20 protein-coding genes are annotated in these 18,458 nt (G+C 39.7%); 2 read left to right on the top strand and 18 right to left on the bottom strand.

What is annotated here, in order from left to right; all coding sequences use genetic code 11:
• Nucleotides 1-18: 18 nt before the first annotated feature.
• The 17 genes from I6E11_RS09845 to I6E11_RS09765 form a co-directional block, all read right to left on the bottom strand.
• A complete protein-coding gene (locus tag I6E11_RS09845) occupies nucleotides 19-1,023 on the bottom strand; it encodes a TonB-dependent receptor (protein ID WP_235337873.1) in 1,005 nt (334 codons plus the stop codon).
• A gap of 319 nt (nucleotides 1,024-1,342) precedes the next feature.
• Complete coding sequence (locus I6E11_RS09840) at nucleotides 1,343-3,271, bottom strand: heparinase II/III family protein (RefSeq protein WP_394800125.1); 1,929 nt, start codon at nucleotides 3,269-3,271, stop codon at nucleotides 1,343-1,345.
• A gap of 120 nt (nucleotides 3,272-3,391) precedes the next feature.
• The gene (gene tyrS, locus I6E11_RS09835; protein ID WP_235337872.1) at nucleotides 3,392-4,684 is read right to left on the bottom strand and encodes a tyrosine--tRNA ligase; all 1,293 of its coding nucleotides are present in this window, start codon (nucleotides 4,682-4,684) and stop codon (nucleotides 3,392-3,394) included.
• Nucleotides 4,685-4,786: 102 nt separating this feature from the next.
• Nucleotides 4,787-5,365: a TatD family hydrolase gene (locus tag I6E11_RS09830; RefSeq protein ID WP_235337871.1), complete on the bottom strand. Its 579-nt coding sequence runs from the start codon at nucleotides 5,363-5,365 to the stop codon at nucleotides 4,787-4,789.
• 86 nt (nucleotides 5,366-5,451) lie between these two features.
• The gene (gene yidD, locus I6E11_RS09825) at nucleotides 5,452-5,682 is read right to left on the bottom strand and encodes a membrane protein insertion efficiency factor YidD (RefSeq protein WP_262911698.1); all 231 of its coding nucleotides are present in this window, start codon (nucleotides 5,680-5,682) and stop codon (nucleotides 5,452-5,454) included.
• 3 nt (nucleotides 5,683-5,685) lie between these two features.
• A complete protein-coding gene (gene rnpA / locus I6E11_RS09820; RefSeq protein WP_235337870.1) occupies nucleotides 5,686-6,081 on the bottom strand; it encodes a ribonuclease P protein component in 396 nt (131 codons plus the stop codon).
• Between the two features lie 110 nt (nucleotides 6,082-6,191).
• Entirely contained in the window at nucleotides 6,192-6,938 is a 747-nt protein-coding gene (locus I6E11_RS09815; protein ID WP_235337869.1) for a uroporphyrinogen-III synthase, read from the bottom strand.
• Nucleotides 6,939-6,942: 4 nt separating this feature from the next.
• Nucleotides 6,943-7,728 carry a DUF4271 domain-containing protein gene (locus I6E11_RS09810; RefSeq protein WP_235337868.1) on the bottom strand — a complete coding sequence of 262 codons (786 nt, stop codon included), beginning with the start codon at nucleotides 7,726-7,728 and terminating at the stop codon, nucleotides 6,943-6,945.
• A 20-nt stretch (nucleotides 7,729-7,748) separates the two neighbouring features.
• Nucleotides 7,749-8,336 carry an LOG family protein gene (locus I6E11_RS09805; RefSeq protein ID WP_235337867.1) on the bottom strand — a complete coding sequence of 196 codons (588 nt, stop codon included), beginning with the start codon at nucleotides 8,334-8,336 and terminating at the stop codon, nucleotides 7,749-7,751.
• Nucleotides 8,337-8,481: 145 nt separating this feature from the next.
• On the bottom strand, nucleotides 8,482-9,774 hold the full coding sequence (metK, locus tag I6E11_RS09800) for a methionine adenosyltransferase (protein WP_235337866.1): 1,293 nt from the start codon (nucleotides 9,772-9,774) through the stop codon (nucleotides 8,482-8,484).
• A gap of 202 nt (nucleotides 9,775-9,976) precedes the next feature.
• On the bottom strand, nucleotides 9,977-10,438 hold the full coding sequence (gene folK / locus I6E11_RS09795) for a 2-amino-4-hydroxy-6-hydroxymethyldihydropteridine diphosphokinase (protein WP_235337865.1): 462 nt from the start codon (nucleotides 10,436-10,438) through the stop codon (nucleotides 9,977-9,979).
• 2 nt (nucleotides 10,439-10,440) lie between these two features.
• On the bottom strand, nucleotides 10,441-11,496 hold the full coding sequence (gene queA / locus I6E11_RS09790) for a tRNA preQ1(34) S-adenosylmethionine ribosyltransferase-isomerase QueA (protein WP_235337864.1): 1,056 nt from the start codon (nucleotides 11,494-11,496) through the stop codon (nucleotides 10,441-10,443).
• Nucleotides 11,497-11,515: 19 nt separating this feature from the next.
• A complete protein-coding gene (gene truB, locus I6E11_RS09785) occupies nucleotides 11,516-12,220 on the bottom strand; it encodes a tRNA pseudouridine(55) synthase TruB (RefSeq protein ID WP_204391511.1) in 705 nt (234 codons plus the stop codon).
• 13 nt (nucleotides 12,221-12,233) lie between these two features.
• On the bottom strand, nucleotides 12,234-13,037 hold the full coding sequence (locus I6E11_RS09780; RefSeq protein ID WP_235337863.1) for an undecaprenyl-diphosphate phosphatase: 804 nt from the start codon (nucleotides 13,035-13,037) through the stop codon (nucleotides 12,234-12,236).
• A gap of 12 nt (nucleotides 13,038-13,049) precedes the next feature.
• Nucleotides 13,050-13,295, bottom strand: coding sequence for a DUF3098 domain-containing protein (locus tag I6E11_RS09775; protein ID WP_154045006.1), 246 nt, complete (start codon nucleotides 13,293-13,295; stop codon nucleotides 13,050-13,052).
• A gap of 21 nt (nucleotides 13,296-13,316) precedes the next feature.
• On the bottom strand, nucleotides 13,317-14,177 hold the full coding sequence (locus tag I6E11_RS09770) for a cell division protein FtsX (RefSeq protein WP_235337862.1): 861 nt from the start codon (nucleotides 14,175-14,177) through the stop codon (nucleotides 13,317-13,319).
• A complete protein-coding gene (locus I6E11_RS09765; RefSeq protein WP_235337861.1) occupies nucleotides 14,174-15,076 on the bottom strand; it encodes a class I SAM-dependent methyltransferase in 903 nt (300 codons plus the stop codon). Before I6E11_RS09765 ends, I6E11_RS09770 begins: the two co-directional genes overlap by 4 nt.
• 130 nt (nucleotides 15,077-15,206) lie before the next feature.
• Here I6E11_RS09765 and I6E11_RS09760 point away from each other — a divergent pair, with 130 nt between their 5' ends.
• A complete protein-coding gene (locus I6E11_RS09760; protein ID WP_235337860.1) occupies nucleotides 15,207-15,398 on the top strand; it encodes a PspC domain-containing protein in 192 nt (63 codons plus the stop codon).
• A gap of 14 nt (nucleotides 15,399-15,412) precedes the next feature.
• The gene (locus tag I6E11_RS09755; RefSeq protein ID WP_235337859.1) at nucleotides 15,413-15,667 is read left to right on the top strand and encodes a hypothetical protein; all 255 of its coding nucleotides are present in this window, start codon (nucleotides 15,413-15,415) and stop codon (nucleotides 15,665-15,667) included.
• 401 nt (nucleotides 15,668-16,068) lie between these two features.
• Here I6E11_RS09755 and I6E11_RS09750 read toward each other — a convergent pair whose 3' ends face one another.
• The gene (locus I6E11_RS09750) at nucleotides 16,069-18,453 is read right to left on the bottom strand and encodes a glycoside hydrolase family 127 protein (protein WP_235337888.1); all 2,385 of its coding nucleotides are present in this window, start codon (nucleotides 18,451-18,453) and stop codon (nucleotides 16,069-16,071) included.
• Nucleotides 18,454-18,458: the final 5 nt, after the last annotated feature.

The following is an 18,458-nucleotide window of genomic DNA, read 5'->3' as shown; positions in this document are numbered from 1 at the left end:
ACAGCGTTCAAACGTTTCTCAAAGAGCGAATGAAGCATTTAAGTATGCATATGAAAGGTTCTTCATTCCGTCGGCTTTTGGAGCCCATATTCTGTAGTTAGGAGATAACTTAACATATTTCCCAAGTTTGAATTCAATTCCTGCCATACCTGCCATACCGTCATTGTCATTATCCCATGAGTCTTTTGATGTCAGGTAATCCCAGCGTCCGTATATGTTGATTTTTTTTGTAAGATTGATTGTTGTGTAAACAGAAGCACCACTTTTGTCGTTTCCATTGGCAAACTTGGTGTTCTTCATCCAGTTGTATTCTGCTCCAAGAGAGAATGCCTTATTTTTGTATCCTGCGAAGAATGCCAGGTTTGTTGTTCCTTTTACATCGTCCTTGTTTTGAGCCGCATCTTTTATGCTTTGTCCGGCTTCATTGTATGAACCGTATGCGCGTACCATAAATCCTTTTACAGGAGTGAGTGTCAAACCGGCACCGTACTGAAGACCGTCGTCCACCTGTACTTTCTTGTAACCTTCACCATTTGCAACTATTACATCGGCTGCGAAAATATCGTTAAACTTGTATGCAGCCGATACAGCCAAGTCTGCGCTGCTACCGAACTTATATTCATCCTGGAATGATTTCATAACGTAGCGTTTGTCCCAGAAGTCTTCCTGAGTCTTGAACTGTGTAGTGCTTATCAAACCTCCGTTCAGTGTCAGACCTTCGTGTTTCCATGACACCATTGCGTTTTTGATAAAGCCTACTCTCTGTATGTCGTCAACATCATCAGACTGGTCGAAGTCCATAACTGCCTTTATCAAGAGGTTATGAGGTAGTTTATACTGGTATCCAATATAAGCTCTGTCCAAGTTAAAACCTCTGTCGTTGTTTACAGTTCCGAATCCTGAATGCAAATCAGAGTAGATAGTGATGATTGCACTTCCTTTTTTCTCTTCTTTCTTTTCTTTTGCAAATGTTACTGTTGGTATTGTCAGTGCCAACATCGCACTTAGTAAAATCTTTTTCATATTTATAGCTTGCTTAATTTTCACGACGCAAAAATGGCTGTTTGGTGTTACAAACATGTTACAATCACTTAACATTAATATTAATCTGTTTTTATATTATGAATGTATATATCTAATAATTAGTTTATTAAACACAAATGTAGCATATATTACAAAGATATTACATGAAATATGGCTTTATTTGCAGTATGAATATAATGAGAAAAGGGCAAATATCCATAGAATAATTGGAGTTTGACCAATATAGGATATTTGCCCTTTTTTATCGGGATGTATGTTTGCAAAGATTTTTAAAACAGTTTGCAAACTTCTTTCAATACTACTTTATGATGAATTTGTAGCTTCCTTCGAGTCTCTTTTGTGAGTCAGTCAATACTATGCGGTATATCTGTTCTCCCCATACGTTTGACAGTCGTGTATCAGGAAGTTCTATAGTTTCAAGTGTAGCCTTGAAGTTTGTAGGATATTCTAGTGTTGCATGTTCATCACCCACTGTTATACTTACTTTACCGGCTTTGCTTATATCAATATCTCCCCAAACTAGGAAATTCACCTGATTGGCTGCCTTGGTCTCTTTCAGCGAGAATTTGTCTGTTATTACAAGACGTTTGTTCTCCAGTTTATATGCGCGTGTCCAGCTGTTTACGGTAGCTTCTTCCGGGTATACTGTGGAGATATCTGCAGAGAAGTAGCGTTGTTTTTCTTTGCATACAACATTCGTAGCCTTATATTCCTGTCCGAAACGCTGTGGAACACCGTTTATCATAGGCAGATTGTGGTAGTTGCTCTGCATGGTCCAGATGGAATATCTCTCGCTGCTGAAAGTCTGGCGTGTGTATGTTCCTACTCCTGCATCAATAAACATAGGAGTGTTGTTGATGTAGAGTGAGAATGTTCCGGCATCGTTATGATTGTGGCTTTCGTTGTTGAAACCTCCCTTTGTGGCAAGGAACCATCCTGAATTGTTTGTCAGATAGCAGAACTCTGTTTCAGGATACCATGTGCATGCAGGAACCTTGTGGGCTGCCTCAGTCTGCTCCAGTTCCTTATTCAGCAGTACACACTGTAAAGTACGGAAAGCATCATTGCCAAGAGGAATTGTAGGACGTTTACCCTTGAGCAGATATGCTGCGAACTGCATCATCTCTTCGCTGCCTACGGCGCGTCCGTAGCGGTAAATCAATGGAGCATCGCCACCGCCCTTTGCCGAAGCGTCAGCAAAGTTTACCACCCATCCGTCGCCTACATACGAACGGCTTATATATTCTCCCATACGGCGTATCATAGGGTTATTGAACAGAGATACTTTTCCGCCTGTTCCGTCGGAAAGTATTTGTAGATAGTCGTACATTTTTCCTGCGGCATGCCCCCAATATGAGGTACCTTCCTCGCAAGCACCGTCAGATTTTACGAAATTGATGAACTTATCTACTGATTGCATTGTACGCCATACAGCATCAGTAAGCTTGTTGCGGTCATCTTCAAGAAGAAGATAGCACTGAAGCACATTCGAGTTACACCAAGGGTTCCAGTTGTTTATGATTTCTCCCGGTTTCCAATAGAATGCCATCCACCATTCTTTATCGTTTTCCATGAAAGGGTCGAGAATACGTTCCTGAAGTTCGTGACGAAGGCGAAGTGAGATAACAGGATCGGCTTTGTCGAATGTATCGTGGAAAAAATAATATACCCATGCCAGCATAGAACCGTAGTTTCCTGAGCCCAGGTCAATGATTTGTTCGCGCCAGTCCGGCATAGAGCGTTTGGTGCTTTGTCTTGGTAAGTGTGCCGACAGTACCCATGATGTCATTTCGCAGCTGAAGAATACACCGTTTATCAGTTGGTCTACGAAACGTCCTTTCCCTTCAGCAAGTTCTGCCATCATAAGCACGTTTATGGCTTTACGGTTTGCTTCGTATGGATTTTGCATGATGTTTCTTTCGCCACTACGCTCATATTCCAGATAGTCGGTGGCACGTATTACCTGCCATTTGTAGTCGAGCATCTTTTCTCCGGCTTTGATAAGTGTCTGTCTGTCTTCTTCGCTGAGTAGTGAATTCCAGCCATCTCTGTCTGTGTATGCAGGATATGGCACCCATGCACAGTTCATCACCAAAGCTTCCTTGAGTTGTTCTTTTGTAATGGAATTTTGCAGTAGATTCCTTTCTGTGTATGCAAATGTGGTTGTTGCAAACATTATCAACAGGCTGAATGCTATCCACATGCGTAGTAAAAAGTGATTTTTCATTCTTGATAAAATTAATAGGTTTAAGTATATGATGCAAAGATAACAAATTCAGCCATAAATAAAAACAAAGACCGCAGAAACGGATGGTCCTGCGGTCTTTAAATGTAATATAAGTGTGTGTTATTTTGCAATAATCAGATAATAGTTCTTCTTTCCACGCTGTACGAGAAGATATTTGCCGTCAAGCAAATCTTCGGCTGTGATAGTCTGGTCGAACGTAGCAAGTTTCTCCTTGTTCAAAGAAACGCCACCGCCCTGTACCATCTTTCTCATTTCGCCTTTTGAAGGGAAGATAGCTGTCTTTTCAGCAAACAGGTCAACAGCCTTTATTCCGGCTTCGATGTCGGCTTTAGCAACCTCGAACTGTGGAACACCTTCGAATACTGAAAGAAGAGTGTCTTCGTCAAGTTTCTTCAGAGCTTCTGAAGTTGCGTTTCCGAACAGGATTCCTGATGCTTCAACTGCTGCATTGTAGTCTTCCTCAGAGTGAACCATGATAGTAACTTCCTTGGCAAGACGTTTCTGAAGAACGCGCAAGTGAGGAGCTGTCTCATGTTCAGCAATCAGGCTGTCGATTTCTTCTTTTGATATTGAAGTGAAAATCTTGATATATTTCTTAGCGTCTTCGTCGCTGACGTTGAGCCAGAACTGATAGAACTTATATGGAGATGTATATCGTGGATCCAACCATATGTTTCCTGACTCTGTCTTACCGAACTTACCACCATCGGCTTTTGTTATAAGCGGACATGTAAGTGCGTAAACCTCACCACCGTTAGTACGGCGAATCAGTTCGGCACCTGTGGTGATGTTACCCCACTGGTCGGAACCACCCAACTGAAGTTTACAGTTCTTGGTTTCATACAGATGCAGGAAGTCATATCCTTGCAGCAGCTGATAAGTAAATTCAGTGAATGAAAGTCCGTCGCGTGCCTCTCCGTTCAGACGTTTCTGTACAGAATCTTTTGCCATCATGTAATTTACGGTGATGTGCTTTCCTACTGTACGTGCGAAGTCAAGGAATGAGAAGTCTTTCATCCAGTCATAGTTGTTTACCAGTTCTGCCTTGTTTGGGGCGTCCGATTCGAAATCGAGGAATTTGCCCAACTGCTTCTTGATACACTCCTGATTATGGCGCAATGTTTCTTCGTCCAACAGGTTACGTTCCTGTGATTTCCCGGACGGGTCGCCAATCATACCAGTTGCACCACCTACAAGAGCTAACGGCTTGTGGCCGCAACGCTGGAAATGTCTTAACATCATAACGCCGCATAAGTGACCGATGTGCAAAGAGTCTGCAGTAGGGTCAATACCGAGGTAAGCTGTTACCATTTCTTTTTCAAGTAGTTCTTCTGTGCCTGGCATCATGGTGTGTACCATTCCGCGCCATCTTAATTCTTCTACAAAGTTCATCGAATGAAATTCTTAGTTTAACATATATAATTTTTGGTTTAACTTCGTTGACCGTTAGTTGTTGATGGCAAAATTACGACACTTTATCTGAATAAGCAATTTTTATCTATTAAAAAAGAGACGTTTAGCATTTTCTGATGCTATGTTCAGCAATTTGTCAGAAAGAATGTCAAGTGTTTCGGCGGCACTTGTTATTATCTCTGCTACGTTTCCTGTGTATTCGTCAGTTTCGAACAATAGTTTGTCGTGAGGAGCTATTTTTATAGATTCAGCATTATAAAGTTTCCCGAAAGACAGGTAGAAGCCATTGCTGATATATTGCAATGCCTGTTCTGGTTTTCCGCGGAATCCGTGTATAATCCATGCCTGTTTCGGCTTTATGGACTTCTTTAGCCTTATAATCTCGTTCGAAGTCTTCACGCAGTGTATGATGAGTGGAAGGTCGAAGGTTTCGGATATCGTGATGCAGTTGTAGAATGCTTTAGTCTGAAGTCTCATGTCAGTGTCACACAGTTTATCCGTTCCACATTCGCCTATGGCTATCACACGCTTGTCGTTTTTTGCCATTTTTTCAATCCATTCTGTCTGCTTATCAATGTCGTTTGTTGTGACATACCAGGGATGTATACCTATTGAGATATGCTTTGCCGAGATAAAATCATTGGAATCTTTGTCTTTCATGCAAAAACTGTTTATTTTATATTCATGCATGTTAGAGACTATATGTGAATGGATATCTGCAATCATGGTAGTATGTATGATTTGGATTAAGGTACAGGATCATATCCTGAACCACCCCACGGATGGCATCGCAGGATTCTTCTTATTGTGAGATACAGCCCTTTGATAGGACCGTGTTTTTTCAGAGCTTCTACAGCATATTCGGAACAGGTAGGAGTGAATCTGCACGAAGGAGGTGTGAAAGGAGATATGCAGTTCCTGTAGAAATATACAGGAGCCAGCAGTATGTATGTCAATATCAGTTTGATGGTTTTCATCTTTCAGACAAACTTCTCTGCTGTGAGTTGTAGCAGTTTTATTACCTTGCTTTCTATTTCGGAAGAGTCGCACAATTCGTTGCCAAGCCATATGAAAGCTATAGCAGCTTTTTTGTTATCCTTTTCCAGTACTTCTTTCAGTATGAACTTGTTCTTTCTGTAAGCCTCCCTTATCTGTCTTTTCACTCTGTTTCTCTTTACGGCTCTTTTGAATTTTTTCTTTGGAACACTTATAAGCAGCGATACAGTGGGAAGTGATTCTTCCTCTACAGGCATATATACTATTCTGAGCGGGAAAGCCGGCAGAGATTTGCTTCCTCCTGAAAACAGCTTTTCTATAATAATCTTGCTGCTCAGTCTCTCTTCCTTATGTAATGTAAATATTTTCTTCTCGCTCATTAATCTTTATTTTATGGTTAAAAAAATAAACCGGGAGTTCCGCACCGCAAAGTTATAAAACTTTCCCGATACAAAACACCCGGTTGGTGATGATATTGCTTATTATTTAATTATTTGTTGTGTTCGCGGATGAAAGAGTCCAATGCAGCCGGCATTGATGGGGCTGTAGCAGATGGAGCTTCAAGGTCCAGACGCAAACCTGCATCTTTTACTGCTTTTGCAGTTGTAGGTCCGAAACATCCTATTGCTATATCTTTCTGTTCGAAATCAGGGAAATTCTTCATCAATGACTGTATTCCAGCAGGGCTGAAGAACACAAGCATGTCATAATCAAAACTTTCTTCCGGTGTGAAATCGTTGCTTACAGTACGATACATTACTGCTTCTGTGTGCTGTATATTGTTCTTGTCAAGCAAATCTTTCACTTCATCATTATGAACATCCGACATTGGGATGAAATACTTCTCTGTATTATGTTTGATGATAGTAGGCAATAGGTCTGCAAATTTACCACTCGGACCGAAGAATACTTTGCGCTTTCTGTACTGTACATATTTCTGTATGTAGAGTGCGATTGCTTCTGATGTACAGAAGTACTTCATTGTTTCCGGTATCGTAACACGCAAATCCACACAAAGATTAAAGAAGTGGTCTATTGCATGGCGTGATGTAAACACGATAGCTGTATGGTCCAAAATAGAAACTTTCTGCTGTCTGAATTCCTTAGCAGTAAGACTCTCTACTTTTATAAACGGGCGAAAATCTATCTTCACTCCGTATTTCTCAGCAATGTCAAAGTAAGGAGATTTCTCTGTTGTCGGTTTTGGCTGAGAAACTAGAACTTTCTTTATCTTCAATGCTTTAAGTTTTTAAGATCAATATGCTGTTAATTAATTCTATACCTTTCCATAGAAAAATGTCAGGTATTATTTCGAGGGTGCAAAAGTACAAAATTAAATGGAATACGCCATGAAAATTGCAGAAAAAGTACCTGAAGCACTTATAAAATAACAATATTTTACTTATAAAGATTATAATTAGTATGATTTTCGAAGAAAAATGAAACTCTGAGTCCAGAAAAACAATGTATATAGCAGTGAGAAAAAGTGTGAATCCTAGGGCAGCAATTATGTTAAAAACAAGTTCTATCCATTGCTTGGCTTTTCCCTTGTCAAAGAATATCCAGTTTATGAATGAATACATTATCCATTTTGATATCAGGTATGCAAACAGTAATCCCGTATATACGGTCATCATTACAAGATGATTTACATTAAAGAAAAAATCAGGGTCGGAATATGAATAATAGTGATAAATAAGCATTCCGCCCATGATACAGAATGTACCGCATAGCAGGATAGTAGGAATGTTGGATGCGGTGTTGTAATTGTAATCGAAAAGGTTAGTCCTGTCTGATGATGTGGAAACAAAACATTTACGGAAAATTTTTATAATACCTTTTTTCTCATTTTGTAGAGCTATGACTATGAGTAGAAAACCTAACACAATGGCAGCCATGACATTGTTGTCCGATACCAGTTTATAGGGCATTGATTCGCCTTTCATACCGTTATCTGACGGTATGAATGTTTGTTCAGTATCGGGTTTTACACATACACTGTCGTTGAATAATGTCCACTCATTCATATTTGGGCCTGGATAAATGCTTATATAGCTGCAAATTTACGAAATTCTTTGTTCCACATAGGTATTGTGTACAATAAATCTATCGCTTCTTCAGGAGTATTGGCCACCTCCCATAGTTTTATATGTTCAGGTCTCATGAAGTTCTCTTCAATTGCTTTTTCAAGCATATTGAGTAGTGGAGTGAAATATCCGTTTACGTTCAGTACAACTATAGGCTTAAGATACAATCCGAGCTGTTTCCATGTGATTATTTCCAGCAGCTCTTCCAGCGTGCCGCATCCTCCCGGCAGTGTTATTACTGCGTCGCTCATTTCAGCCATAAGATTTTTTCTTTCATGCATGGTTTCTGTCTCAATGGTTTGAGTCAGACCGGTGTGGTTCCATCCTTGTTCTACCATAAAGTGCGGGATAACTCCTGTTACTTTTCCTCCTGTCTCAAGAGCAGAGTTCGATACAGCTGCCATAAGTCCTTGGCATCCGGCTCCGTTTATCACATTTATACCTTTTTCTGCCAGCAGTTTACCTAATTGTCTTGCCGCTTCGAAATAAGCCTCGTCTATTTTTGTGCTTGATGCGCAATAAACGCATACTGATTTTATATTTTCCAAGTTGTTGATTTTAGTTGTTAGTTGTTGGTTATTAGTTGTTAGTTATTTGGAGCTGATTGCAAATGATTTTGCAACCTGCCAATACAAAAAAATGAAGAATGAAGACACTATGCGCCATTCATCCTTCATTTTATATGTTGTTGGATTATAATCCGAAAGCCTCTTTTACTTTGTCAACATAATCCAGTTTTTCCCATGTGAAGAGTTCTACTTCAACAGTCTTGTTGCCTTCGTAAACAGATTCGAATGTTTTTGTAACAACCTTTGGTTCGCGTCCCATGTGTCCGTAAGCAGCTGTTTCGCTGTAGATAGGGTTGCGGAGTTTCAGGCGCTGTTCGATAGCCTTAGGTCGCATGTCGAATATTTCATCAACTTTCTTTGCTATCTCGCCGTCTGTCATGGCTACCTTGCTTCTGCCGTAAGTGTTTACGTAGATGTTGATAGGTTTCGCAACACCGATTGCGTATGAAACCTGTACCAGTATCTCGTCTGCTACACCGGCAGCTACAAGATTCTTGGCAATGTGGCGTGCTGCGTATGCCGCGCTACGGTCCACCTTACTTGGGTCTTTACCTGAGAAGGCACCACCACCGTGTGCACCTGCACCACCGTATGTGTCGACGATAATCTTACGTCCAGTCAGACCTGTATCACCGTGAGGACCACCGATAACGAACTTACCGGTAGGATTTACGTGATACTTGATGTTGTCGTTGAACAGAGCCAATACGGCAGGATTGTGTATCTCTGCTATCACTCTTGGCATAAGTACCTCAATAACATCCTTGCGGATAGTTGCAAGCATTTCTTCGTCAGCCTTCAACTGAGCTTCTTTAGAAGAGTCTGCAGGAGCAACGAACTCATCGTGCTGTGTAGAAACTACGATAGTGTCAATTCTTACAGGACGGCGGTCGTCATCATATTCGATAGTAACCTGACTTTTTGAGTCCGGACGGAGGTAAGTCATTACTTTGCCTTCGCGACGGATATCGGCAAGTACTCTAAGTATCTTGTGAGCAAGGTCGAGCGAAAGAGGCATGTAGTTTTCGGTTTCGTTAGTAGCATAACCGAACATCATACCCTGGTCGCCAGCACCCTGGTCCATTGGTTCTTCGCGTTCCACTCCACGGTTGATATCTGCACTCTGTTCGTGAATTGCAGAAAGCACTCCACATGAGTTTCCTTCAAACATATACTCGCTCTTAGTATAGCCAATCTTGTTGATTACTTCTCTGGCTACACGCTGCAAGTCAATGTACGCATTGGTTTTCACTTCTCCTGCCAGTACCACCTGTCCGGTAGTTACCAATGTTTCGCAAGCTACTTTAGAACTGGGGTCATAAGCCAACAGTTTGTCAAGCACAGCATCCGATATTTGATCGGCTACTTTGTCGGGGTGTCCTTCAGACACTGATTCGGATGTGAATAAATATCCCATTTTACGTTTTAAATTAAAAAATTAGTGATTGTAATTATCCGTGTACGGACAGAGTAGGGGGAAGAAAATCAATTATGTGTTTTAGCATTTTTTTTCCGTGGTTGCAAGCTACTCAAATCTTTCCACTTTTATTTTCGCCTGCGAAGATACGCATATTAATTGGAATAATTACAAAATGCATATTATTTTAACATACTTGGCTTTATAAAGTGTCAAATATATCTTTAAGTCTCTTCTCAAAAACAGGATGTACATCATCACCTGCAATCTCTACCAATGGTTTCATCACGAAATCCCTTTCAGTCATAAGCGGGTGGGGTATGGTCAGCTCCTCTGTCTTGATAATCATATCATCATAAAGGAGAATGTCGATGTCGATAGGTCGGTCGGAATATACCTTGTTTACCGATTTTTGTGTCCTTCCCATTTCTATTTCTATTTCCTTTATTATATTAAGGATGACTGTGGGGGGAAGCGATGTTTCCACGCATAGTGCAGCATTGAGGAACGAATTGTCCGATTCGAATCCCCAAGGTTCTGTTTCATAAAAAGAAGATAGGGAAGTCACCTTCCCTATCTTCTTTTCTATATTGTTTACTGCTGCCAGCAGATTGTTTTTTTTGTTGCCAAGGTTGGTACCAAGGCCTAGGAATACTTTTGCCATTATTATTTATCCAATATAAGCATTGCATCTCCATAAGTACCGAAACGGTAATCTTCTTTAAGAGCGATGTTGTAGGCATCCATGATAAGTTCATATCCGCCGTATGAGCAAACCAGCATAAGCATTGTTGACATAGGCATATTGAAGTTGCTCACCATTGAGTTTGCCACACTGAATTCGTATGGAGGGAAAATAAATTTGTTTGTCCATCCTTCGTATTCCTTAAGATGTCCGTCTGTGCTGACAGCTGTTTCTATAGTTCTCATAACTGTGGTACCTACAGCACAGATATTGCGACCATTGTCCTTAGCATTGTTTACTATACGGCAAGCTTCTGCATTGACAAACATCTGCTCGGAATCTACTTTATGTTTTGTAAGATCCTCAACATCTATTTCGCGGAAGTTACCTAGTCCGGCGTGCATAGTGATGAAAGCAAAGTCTATACCCTTGATTTCCATACGCTTCATCAACTCACGGCTGAAGTGTAATCCTGATGCAGGAACTGTAACAGCTCCCTCGTTCTTTGCAAAGATATTCTGGAAACGTTCTTCATCGATAGGTTCTGCGCGACGGTTTATGAATGGAGGCAATGGTGGTTCGCCAAGCGCATAAAGGGCTTTCTTGAACTCGTCGTGCGGACCGTCGTAAAGGAAACGCAGAGTACGTCCTCTTGAAGTGGTGTTGTCTATAACTTCGGCCACCATAGAGTCATCCTCGCCGAAATACAGCTTGTTACCGATACGTATCTTACGTGCCGGGTCTACAAGAACGTCCCACAGACGAAGCTCTTCGTTGAGCTCTCTAAGAAGGAAGACTTCGATTTTGGCACCTGTCTTTTCCTTGTTTCCGTACAAACGTGCAGGGAATACTTTTGTGTCGTTAAAGATAAACACATCCTTGTCGTCGAAATAATTCAGGATGTCCTTGAACATCTTGTGTTCTATTTCGCCTGTTGATTTATGTACCACCATCAGGCGCGACTCGTCTCTGTAGTCGGTAGGATACAGAGCAATTTTTTCATCCGGCAATTTGAATTTGAATTGTGACAGTTTCATCTTTTGTTCCTTTCTTTCCTTAATCGTTTGTAACTTTAATATCTTGCTTGTCGAGCCATTGCTCGAAATCTTCAGGTTTCATACAGTCTTCCAGTTTCACATCTCCCACTCGGGTACGTATCAGTCCCGTGAGGTGTGCGCCGCTGTCTAGGGCTTGTCCGATATCCCTTGCCAGAGCCCTGATGTAAGTTCCTTTGCTGCAGACTACTCTGATTTTTATCTCAGGCAAGTTGCATTCCAGTAGCTCTATATCATCTATAACAAGTGTCTTGGCTTTTAGTTCAACCTCATCGCCTTTTCTTGCAAGGTCGTAAGCTCTTTTACCGTCAACCTTACATGCTGAGAATACCGGCGGCACCTGCTCTATGGTTCCGATGAACTTTTTCAGTACTTCCTCCACCATTTCGCGGGTGATATGTTCGGTAGGATACGTAGCGTCTATCTCCTTTTCAAGGTCGAACGACGGAGTGGTAGCTCCCAGTTGCAGAGTGGCGATGTATTCCTTGGTGTGATACTGAAATTCTTCTATTCTTTTTGTTGCCTTTCCGGTGCAGATAATCATCACTCCCGTAGCAAGAGGGTCAAGTGTTCCGGCATGTCCCACTTTTATTTTCTTCACCCCCAGTTTACGGCTTATGTGATATCTGAGTTTGTTTACTACAGCAAATGATGTCCACTTCAGCGGTTTGTCTATGTATAGAATTTCTCCTTCCTTAAAATCCAGCATACAGACCGTTTTAGTTGAGTAATGATACAGCTATAGTTATGGCACCGGCTATGGCACAATAAATGCCGAAGTAAACCAGTTTTCCTCTCTTGACGATGTTTATCATCCATTTGCAGGCTATACATCCGGAGATGAAAGCAGCAAGGAATCCTGCTATAAGTGCGCCGATAGACATCTCTGCATTTGCTGCCGATGCGTCTTTTACGATTTCCATTCCGCTGAGCAATGCTTCTCCCAATATCGGAGGGATAACCATAAGGAACGAGAATTGTGCAAGCGTTTCTTTCTTGTTGCCCAATAGCAATCCTGTAGCAATGGTAGAACCGGAACGCGAAAGGCCGGGCATTACTGCACAAGCCTGAGCCAGACCGATAATGAACGCGTCTTTCATGCTGATTTTCTCTTTGGTGCGAGGCTTGGCATAATAAGAGAATACCAACAGAGATGCAGTGACCAACAGCATTATTCCTACAATCAGAAGTCCTGAACTGAATATGTCTTCTACATAGTCTTTGAAGAACACTCCTACAATTCCTACAGGAATCATGGAAACTATGATGTTCAATACATATTTTGTCTCTTCGTTCATCTGGAATTTGAACAGACCACGGAAAATCCAGTCTATCTCTTTCCACAATATTACCAGAGTACTAAGTACGGTCGCCACATGCACCACAATGGTGAATGTCAAGTTTTCTTCACCTTCTATTCCAAAAAGTGCAGAGCCTATGGCAAGATGCCCACTACTGCTCACAGGCAGGTATTCTGTGAGTCCTTGAAGGATTCCCAGAATAATAGCTTCAATCCAAGTCATGTTTTGTTATTCTTAATTTTCGATATTTTCTGAAATTGATTTTGGTTTACGCAGTATGCCGTATATCATGAAAATAAATCCTACGAAGCATACAAAAGGTGCCACTTTGATGCGGCGCACACTGAAAATGTCCGGCTCGAATGCTGTTTCTGTCGAACCCGGGCCTGTCATCAGCAGAAAGCCGATGATAATAACTGCCATTCCTATCCCCAGGAGGATAAAGTTTGTCTTGTCGAATGCAAATTTGGTTCTGTCCATATCTTGATTATATTATTGTTTTCAATAAAGTTCGCTTATTTTCATGCGCAGATATTTGTTGATTGATATGTATGCGCACAGTGTGGTTATTATCATACCGAATACCATTACTGCTGCCGCTACAATGATTATACTCTCAGGCGATACTATAGCCAGTAGTTCCGGTTCATATTTTACAGCTGTATATGCCAGTGCCGTAAGAATGGCGTTGGCTACAGCTCCTGAAAGTATTCCTATCCACAGGTTTCTGGTGATGAACGGACGGCGTATGAAACTCCAGCTTGCACCTACCAGTTTCATGGTGTGTATCAGAAATCTTTTGGAGTATATTGTCAGACGTATGGTATTGTTTATCAGCGAGAAAGATATAAGCGAAAGTAAAACGGCAAGTCCCAGAAGGAATACACTTATCTTCTGCAGATTTCTGTTTACTGACTCCAGCAGATTCTGAGGGTAACTCACTTCCAGTATACTTTTATTGGTCATCAGTTCCTTTTCTATCCATTTTATGCTGTCTGGATTGGTATATCCGGCATTTAGTTTTATCTCTATTGAAGCATTGAAAGGGTTGTGTCCCAGAAATTCACTCGGGTCTGTTCCCATAGCATCTATCTGCTCTTTAAGAGCCTGATCCTTGGAAATGTAGACTGTCTGTTTTACGTAGTCCTTTTTGTTGAGGCTTTCCTGAAGCTTTATTATCGAAGTTTCCTTTATTCCGTCGTCAAGTATTGCACTGAAAGCTATGTTTTCTCTGATGTATACAGAAAGATTGTTTGCCGTAAGTACAAAGAATACTACAAGTCCCAGCAAAAACAGTACCATTGTGGTACTTATACCTGCTGTAATGAATTGCATGTCGAATATTGACTTATGTTTTTTCATAACTGTTTCTTTCTGAATATATAAATCATTGAACTGCTCTTGTCCTTATGGTTTATAGATGCTATCCATGCTTTTGTTCCTGTCAATAGTCCTCGAACAAAGGAATTCGACCTTTTCATGTACTTCTCGCTAAGCATTGACACATAAAATGCATCGAATGGCATAGGATATCTTTCTGTCATCACAAAACCATGTTTTGAGGCTATTTTCTTGATTGTAGTAGGAGTAAAGTGCCATAGATGCCTTGGAACATCATATGCTGCCCACATATTTTTATACTTTTCCGCATCATAAGACGCCGCATTAGGTACTGCTATTATCAATGCTCCGCTATCTTTAAGTATTTTACCCAAGGTCTCCCATGTACGGTTCAGTTGTTCCAAATGTTCCATTACGTGCCATAGGGTGATAACATCGAATGTTTTGTCCTTAATGGTAAACAAATCTTCCGGAGGGTTGACCTTTATTCCGAAATGCTCTTTTGCGAATTCTCTTGCCTGAGGACTTTTTTCGATGGCAGACACCTGCCAGCCTTCTCTTTTCATCTTGTCGGCAAAATATCCTGTTCCTGTTCCTATGTCAAGAATTCTTCCGCATGTAAGATTGCTGCTTTTACCAACGAGTTTGGCTTTTTCGGAAAGCATATACTTTCTTACCTTATGATATACCGAATTCATAAGGCCCTTGTGAGTATCGCTGTGTGAAATATAATCCGGTGATTCGTAATATCTGCCGATTTCGGATTCGACAGGCGCATTTTGAGTAAACAAAAAGTTACAGTTAGTACATCGGCACAAATCGAATGATTCGCCCGTAGCATAGTGGTCAGTACATGTCATAACCTTTTCAAACTGGCTTTGTCCGCAGATGGGACACTTATCTATATATAGTTTACTCACTTTTATCCCTAATTTGTTGCAAAATAACAAAATAAATAGGTATATATGGCATTTATTTAAAAGTTTTTAAGAGTAAGAATGTATATTCAGTGTTTTTTCTTATCTTCGTATAAAAAATTAGTCAGTGATTATGGATAATAGAAAACTTTCGCGTTCTAACGACCGCATGATAGCCGGAGTTTGCGCCGGTCTGGCAGAGTATTTCGGTTTGGATACTACTTTAGTAAGAGTAGGCTATGCTTTGCTTACTGTATTTACTGCATTTTCCGGAGTGATAGTATATCTTATACTTATGATTGTGATGTCTGAGAGAAGGTGGTAAATAGGCAATGTTGAGTGAACCAATTTGAAATCGTATATACAAAAACAATGGAAAAGGCTTTCGTTTATGGTGTTTCTGTTGAGAATGAGAATTTTACTGACAGAATAAAAGAAACTAAAAGATTGAAACTTAATTTCACTAATGGCTTGAATACTATTTTGTTTTGGCTGAAACTGATAAGTATGTCGGTGAGGAAGAGTTTAAAGCAGCCAAAGAAGCCGTGCTTGTTCAGTGTGATGCTCTTTTTGTTCAGCAAATTCAGGGTCTGACATCCTATTAGATGAATCTTTTGCGTGCTATTTGCAATGGCGTGAATAATGAATTTATGTCCAAGAAGGTGATGGATACATATAATTTAGGAACAAAGTCTAATTTTGTGCGTGAACGTCTTATTACAAGTTCCCTGCAATGCAGGAGATTTGCCTGTAAAGCCTAAAGTAGGGTAAATTCCCGAAATATTTTGTATCTTAGCCATATCTTTGTTGGAGGATTTCTCCGTTTGGGCTACCAAACCTTATTTGTGGGGGAAATACATAAAGATACAAAACAGCCAGCTAATTCGCGACACTTTGTGTTTGAATAAGTTGGCTGTTTTTGTTCAATTTACTGAATGTTCTTAATGAAATTTGTTAAGCTTTTAAGTTGTAGTTCAAATTCATTAATAGCAGTTTTATTTTACAATCCATTCCATTATACCTGAAGAAAAATTGTCTTTTAGTTTTACTTCTAACTTTATTCCATTAGTTATTACATCTTTGAACTGTATTTTCGTAGGACTTGATTTCTCTATAATGTAATTATTTGTTATTTCAATATTTTCCCATTTGTTATATTCGTTTTTATAATAAAGTTTTAAATTCTCAGGAACACGACATCCTCCCCATGGAGAATCATCAAACCAGTAAATAATAGATTCAGAGATTGATATCTTTTGAGGAAAATCATAAGTTATCCATTCATAGGTTCCTTTCTGTGGCCACCAGTTAAAATAAGGAATACTACGGTCATTTTCATCTTTGGGTATCATACCGTCTGAGATTGAATGTAATGAGGCTGAATTAACAGAAGCTTCTATTTTACTTTCTGATGTTAATGTCGGTATTGGTGCAGGATTTGATGCATATACTTGTTGTGGAAGCCATATTGTCATATTTCCTTGTCCACGATGAGCCCAAGCATAATATGGAATTAATAAAAGATTTTGATCTTTGATATTTAGTTTACCATTTTTATCATATTCTAATGATTGTGCTTTTGTAGAAATCTGATAAATTCCATTTAATAAATCAGGTTGTTTAATTATTTCGAAATTAGTTTTTTGGCTCATTAGTGTGTTTAGTACATTATATTTGTTATCAGCCCATTCTGCACAATAAACTAACGGACCACGTTCTATAGATATACGTCCTTTGTCTGCTTCTACATTATGGTTTGCCTTTACAGTACGTACATCCATATCGAAATGTATACTGATTTCGTCTCCTTTTTTCCATTTATTATCTATTACAAAATATCCTTTATCAATACGCGATTCTATTTTTTGACCATTAATACTAATAGAATATGATAAACTCTTGTTGTCAGAATATTTGTATAGATTACTTGGAACTACTTCATTGCGAACCCAACCTGGAATACGTATCTTAATTGCAAACTTTCCTGCAGTATTATGCATTATACTTAATTTTACATCTCCATCCCAAGGATATGAAGTTGATTGCTTGATTCTTACTTTTTTATTGTTTATTTTCAAGTCTGCTTCATTGGAAATAAAGAGGTTTATAAATAAACTATTATCCTTTACTGCATAAATATATCCTGGTAATGATGGTATGAAACGACATATGTTTGAAGGACAGCATGCACATCCAAACCATGCCTGGCGCTGATGTTGTCCCATTGATTCAAGTGGATTAGGATAGAAGAAGCTACCTCCGTCAATTGAGACACCTGATATTAGACCATTGTACAAAGTACGTTCCAACACATCATAATATTTGGAATCACCATGTAGTAGAAATAACCTGTGGTTTAGATATACGTTTCCTATTGCTGCACATGTTTCACAATATGCAGACATATTAGGAAGTTCATAATTTTTGCCAAAAGCTTCTCCAAGGCTGGTTGCTCCTATACCACCTGTTATATATAATTTCTTCCCAACAATATTGTCCCATATTCTATCTATAGCATTAATGTAAGCAGTATCTCCTGTCAGAGCAGCTACATCAGCCATTCCAGAATACATATATGTGGCACGGACTGCATGTCCTACAGCTTCATCCTGTTCAATTACGGGTTTGTGAGCTTGGCTATATTCATCTCGTCTTGATGTATATCCACGTTTATCAAGAAAGAATTTAGCCATGTTGAGATATTTTTCATTGCCTGTAGCTAAATAAAGTTTAGCCAAAGCCATTTCTGCTATTTGATGTCCGGGTACCTTTACTTGTTGATTTTCGCCGTTACCTATTTCATTACATACACAATCTGCATATCTTATAGCTATATCTAGGAAATTTCTTTGTCCTGTTGCTTGATAATGTGCAACTGCTCCTTCTATCATGTGTCCTAAATTGTAGAACTCGTGACTTAGTTCTTCTACCTTTTCCCATCTTTTATTACCAGCCCATTCATGTGGATGGTCTGGATTCATTGTTCTTGCTGTATATAGATATCCATCTGGTTCTTGTGCAGCAGCTACTATTACTAATACACTGTCAATGTATTTTTTTAGCTTTTTATCAGGATATGTTTGTAGAAGATAACTAGCGCCTTCTATAGTTTTATATACATCAGTATCGTCAAAAGAATTTCCGGTAACTTTGTTGTTTTTGTCCGGATGTGCTGCCATCTCAAAGTTTCTGTAACGGCCGGATTCTTCGCATTTTTTGAATGCTAATGGTATAGTAACTTCTCTGCTGGCTTTTAATCTTTGTCCCCAGAAATTATCTGTGATCTTCACGGAAGTAAAAGGAACCGGATTTATAGGATAACCATTATTTGCATTGATCCTATTTTTAAAACAGGATAAACATATTATAATAGTTGATATATATA

It is taken from the genome of Bacteroides caecigallinarum, from assembly GCF_021531075.1.
Taxonomy (GTDB): Bacteria; Bacteroidota; Bacteroidia; order Bacteroidales; family Bacteroidaceae; genus Phocaeicola; species Phocaeicola caecigallinarum_B.
Note: the sequence above shows the minus strand (reverse complement) of the source record. Positions and strands in the feature narration are given on the sequence as shown.

Excerpts from the sequence above, each read along its gene's own strand:
- tyrS (WP_235337872.1), bottom strand. The coding sequence starts at position 4,684 with ATGAACTTTGTAGAAGAATTAAGATGGCGCGGAATGGTACACACCATG.
- I6E11_RS09760 (WP_235337860.1), top strand. The coding sequence starts at position 15,207 with ATGGATAATAGAAAACTTTCGCGTTCTAACGACCGCATGATAGCCGGA.
- I6E11_RS09830 (WP_235337871.1), bottom strand. The coding sequence starts at position 5,365 with ATGAAAGACAAAGATTCCAATGATTTTATCTCGGCAAAGCATATCTCA.
- I6E11_RS09810 (WP_235337868.1), bottom strand. The coding sequence starts at position 7,728 with ATGAATGAGTGGACATTATTCAACGACAGTGTATGTGTAAAACCCGAT.
- I6E11_RS09780 (WP_235337863.1), bottom strand. The coding sequence starts at position 13,037 with ATGACTTGGATTGAAGCTATTATTCTGGGAATCCTTCAAGGACTCACA.
- I6E11_RS09770 (WP_235337862.1), bottom strand. The coding sequence starts at position 14,177 with ATGAAAAAACATAAGTCAATATTCGACATGCAATTCATTACAGCAGGT.
- folK (WP_235337865.1), bottom strand. The coding sequence starts at position 10,438 with ATGGCAAAAGTATTCCTAGGCCTTGGTACCAACCTTGGCAACAAAAAA.
- I6E11_RS09840 (WP_394800125.1), bottom strand. The coding sequence starts at position 3,271 with ATGAAAAATCACTTTTTACTACGCATGTGGATAGCATTCAGCCTGTTG.
- metK (WP_235337866.1), bottom strand. The coding sequence starts at position 9,774 with ATGGGATATTTATTCACATCCGAATCAGTGTCTGAAGGACACCCCGAC.
- rnpA (WP_235337870.1), bottom strand. The coding sequence starts at position 6,081 with ATGAGCGAGAAGAAAATATTTACATTACATAAGGAAGAGAGACTGAGC.
- yidD (WP_262911698.1), bottom strand. The coding sequence starts at position 5,682 with ATGAAAACCATCAAACTGATATTGACATACATACTGCTGGCTCCTGTA.
- I6E11_RS09775 (WP_154045006.1), bottom strand. The coding sequence starts at position 13,295 with ATGGACAGAACCAAATTTGCATTCGACAAGACAAACTTTATCCTCCTG.
- queA (WP_235337864.1), bottom strand. The coding sequence starts at position 11,496 with ATGAAACTGTCACAATTCAAATTCAAATTGCCGGATGAAAAAATTGCT.
- I6E11_RS09845 (WP_235337873.1), bottom strand. The coding sequence starts at position 1,023 with ATGAAAAAGATTTTACTAAGTGCGATGTTGGCACTGACAATACCAACA.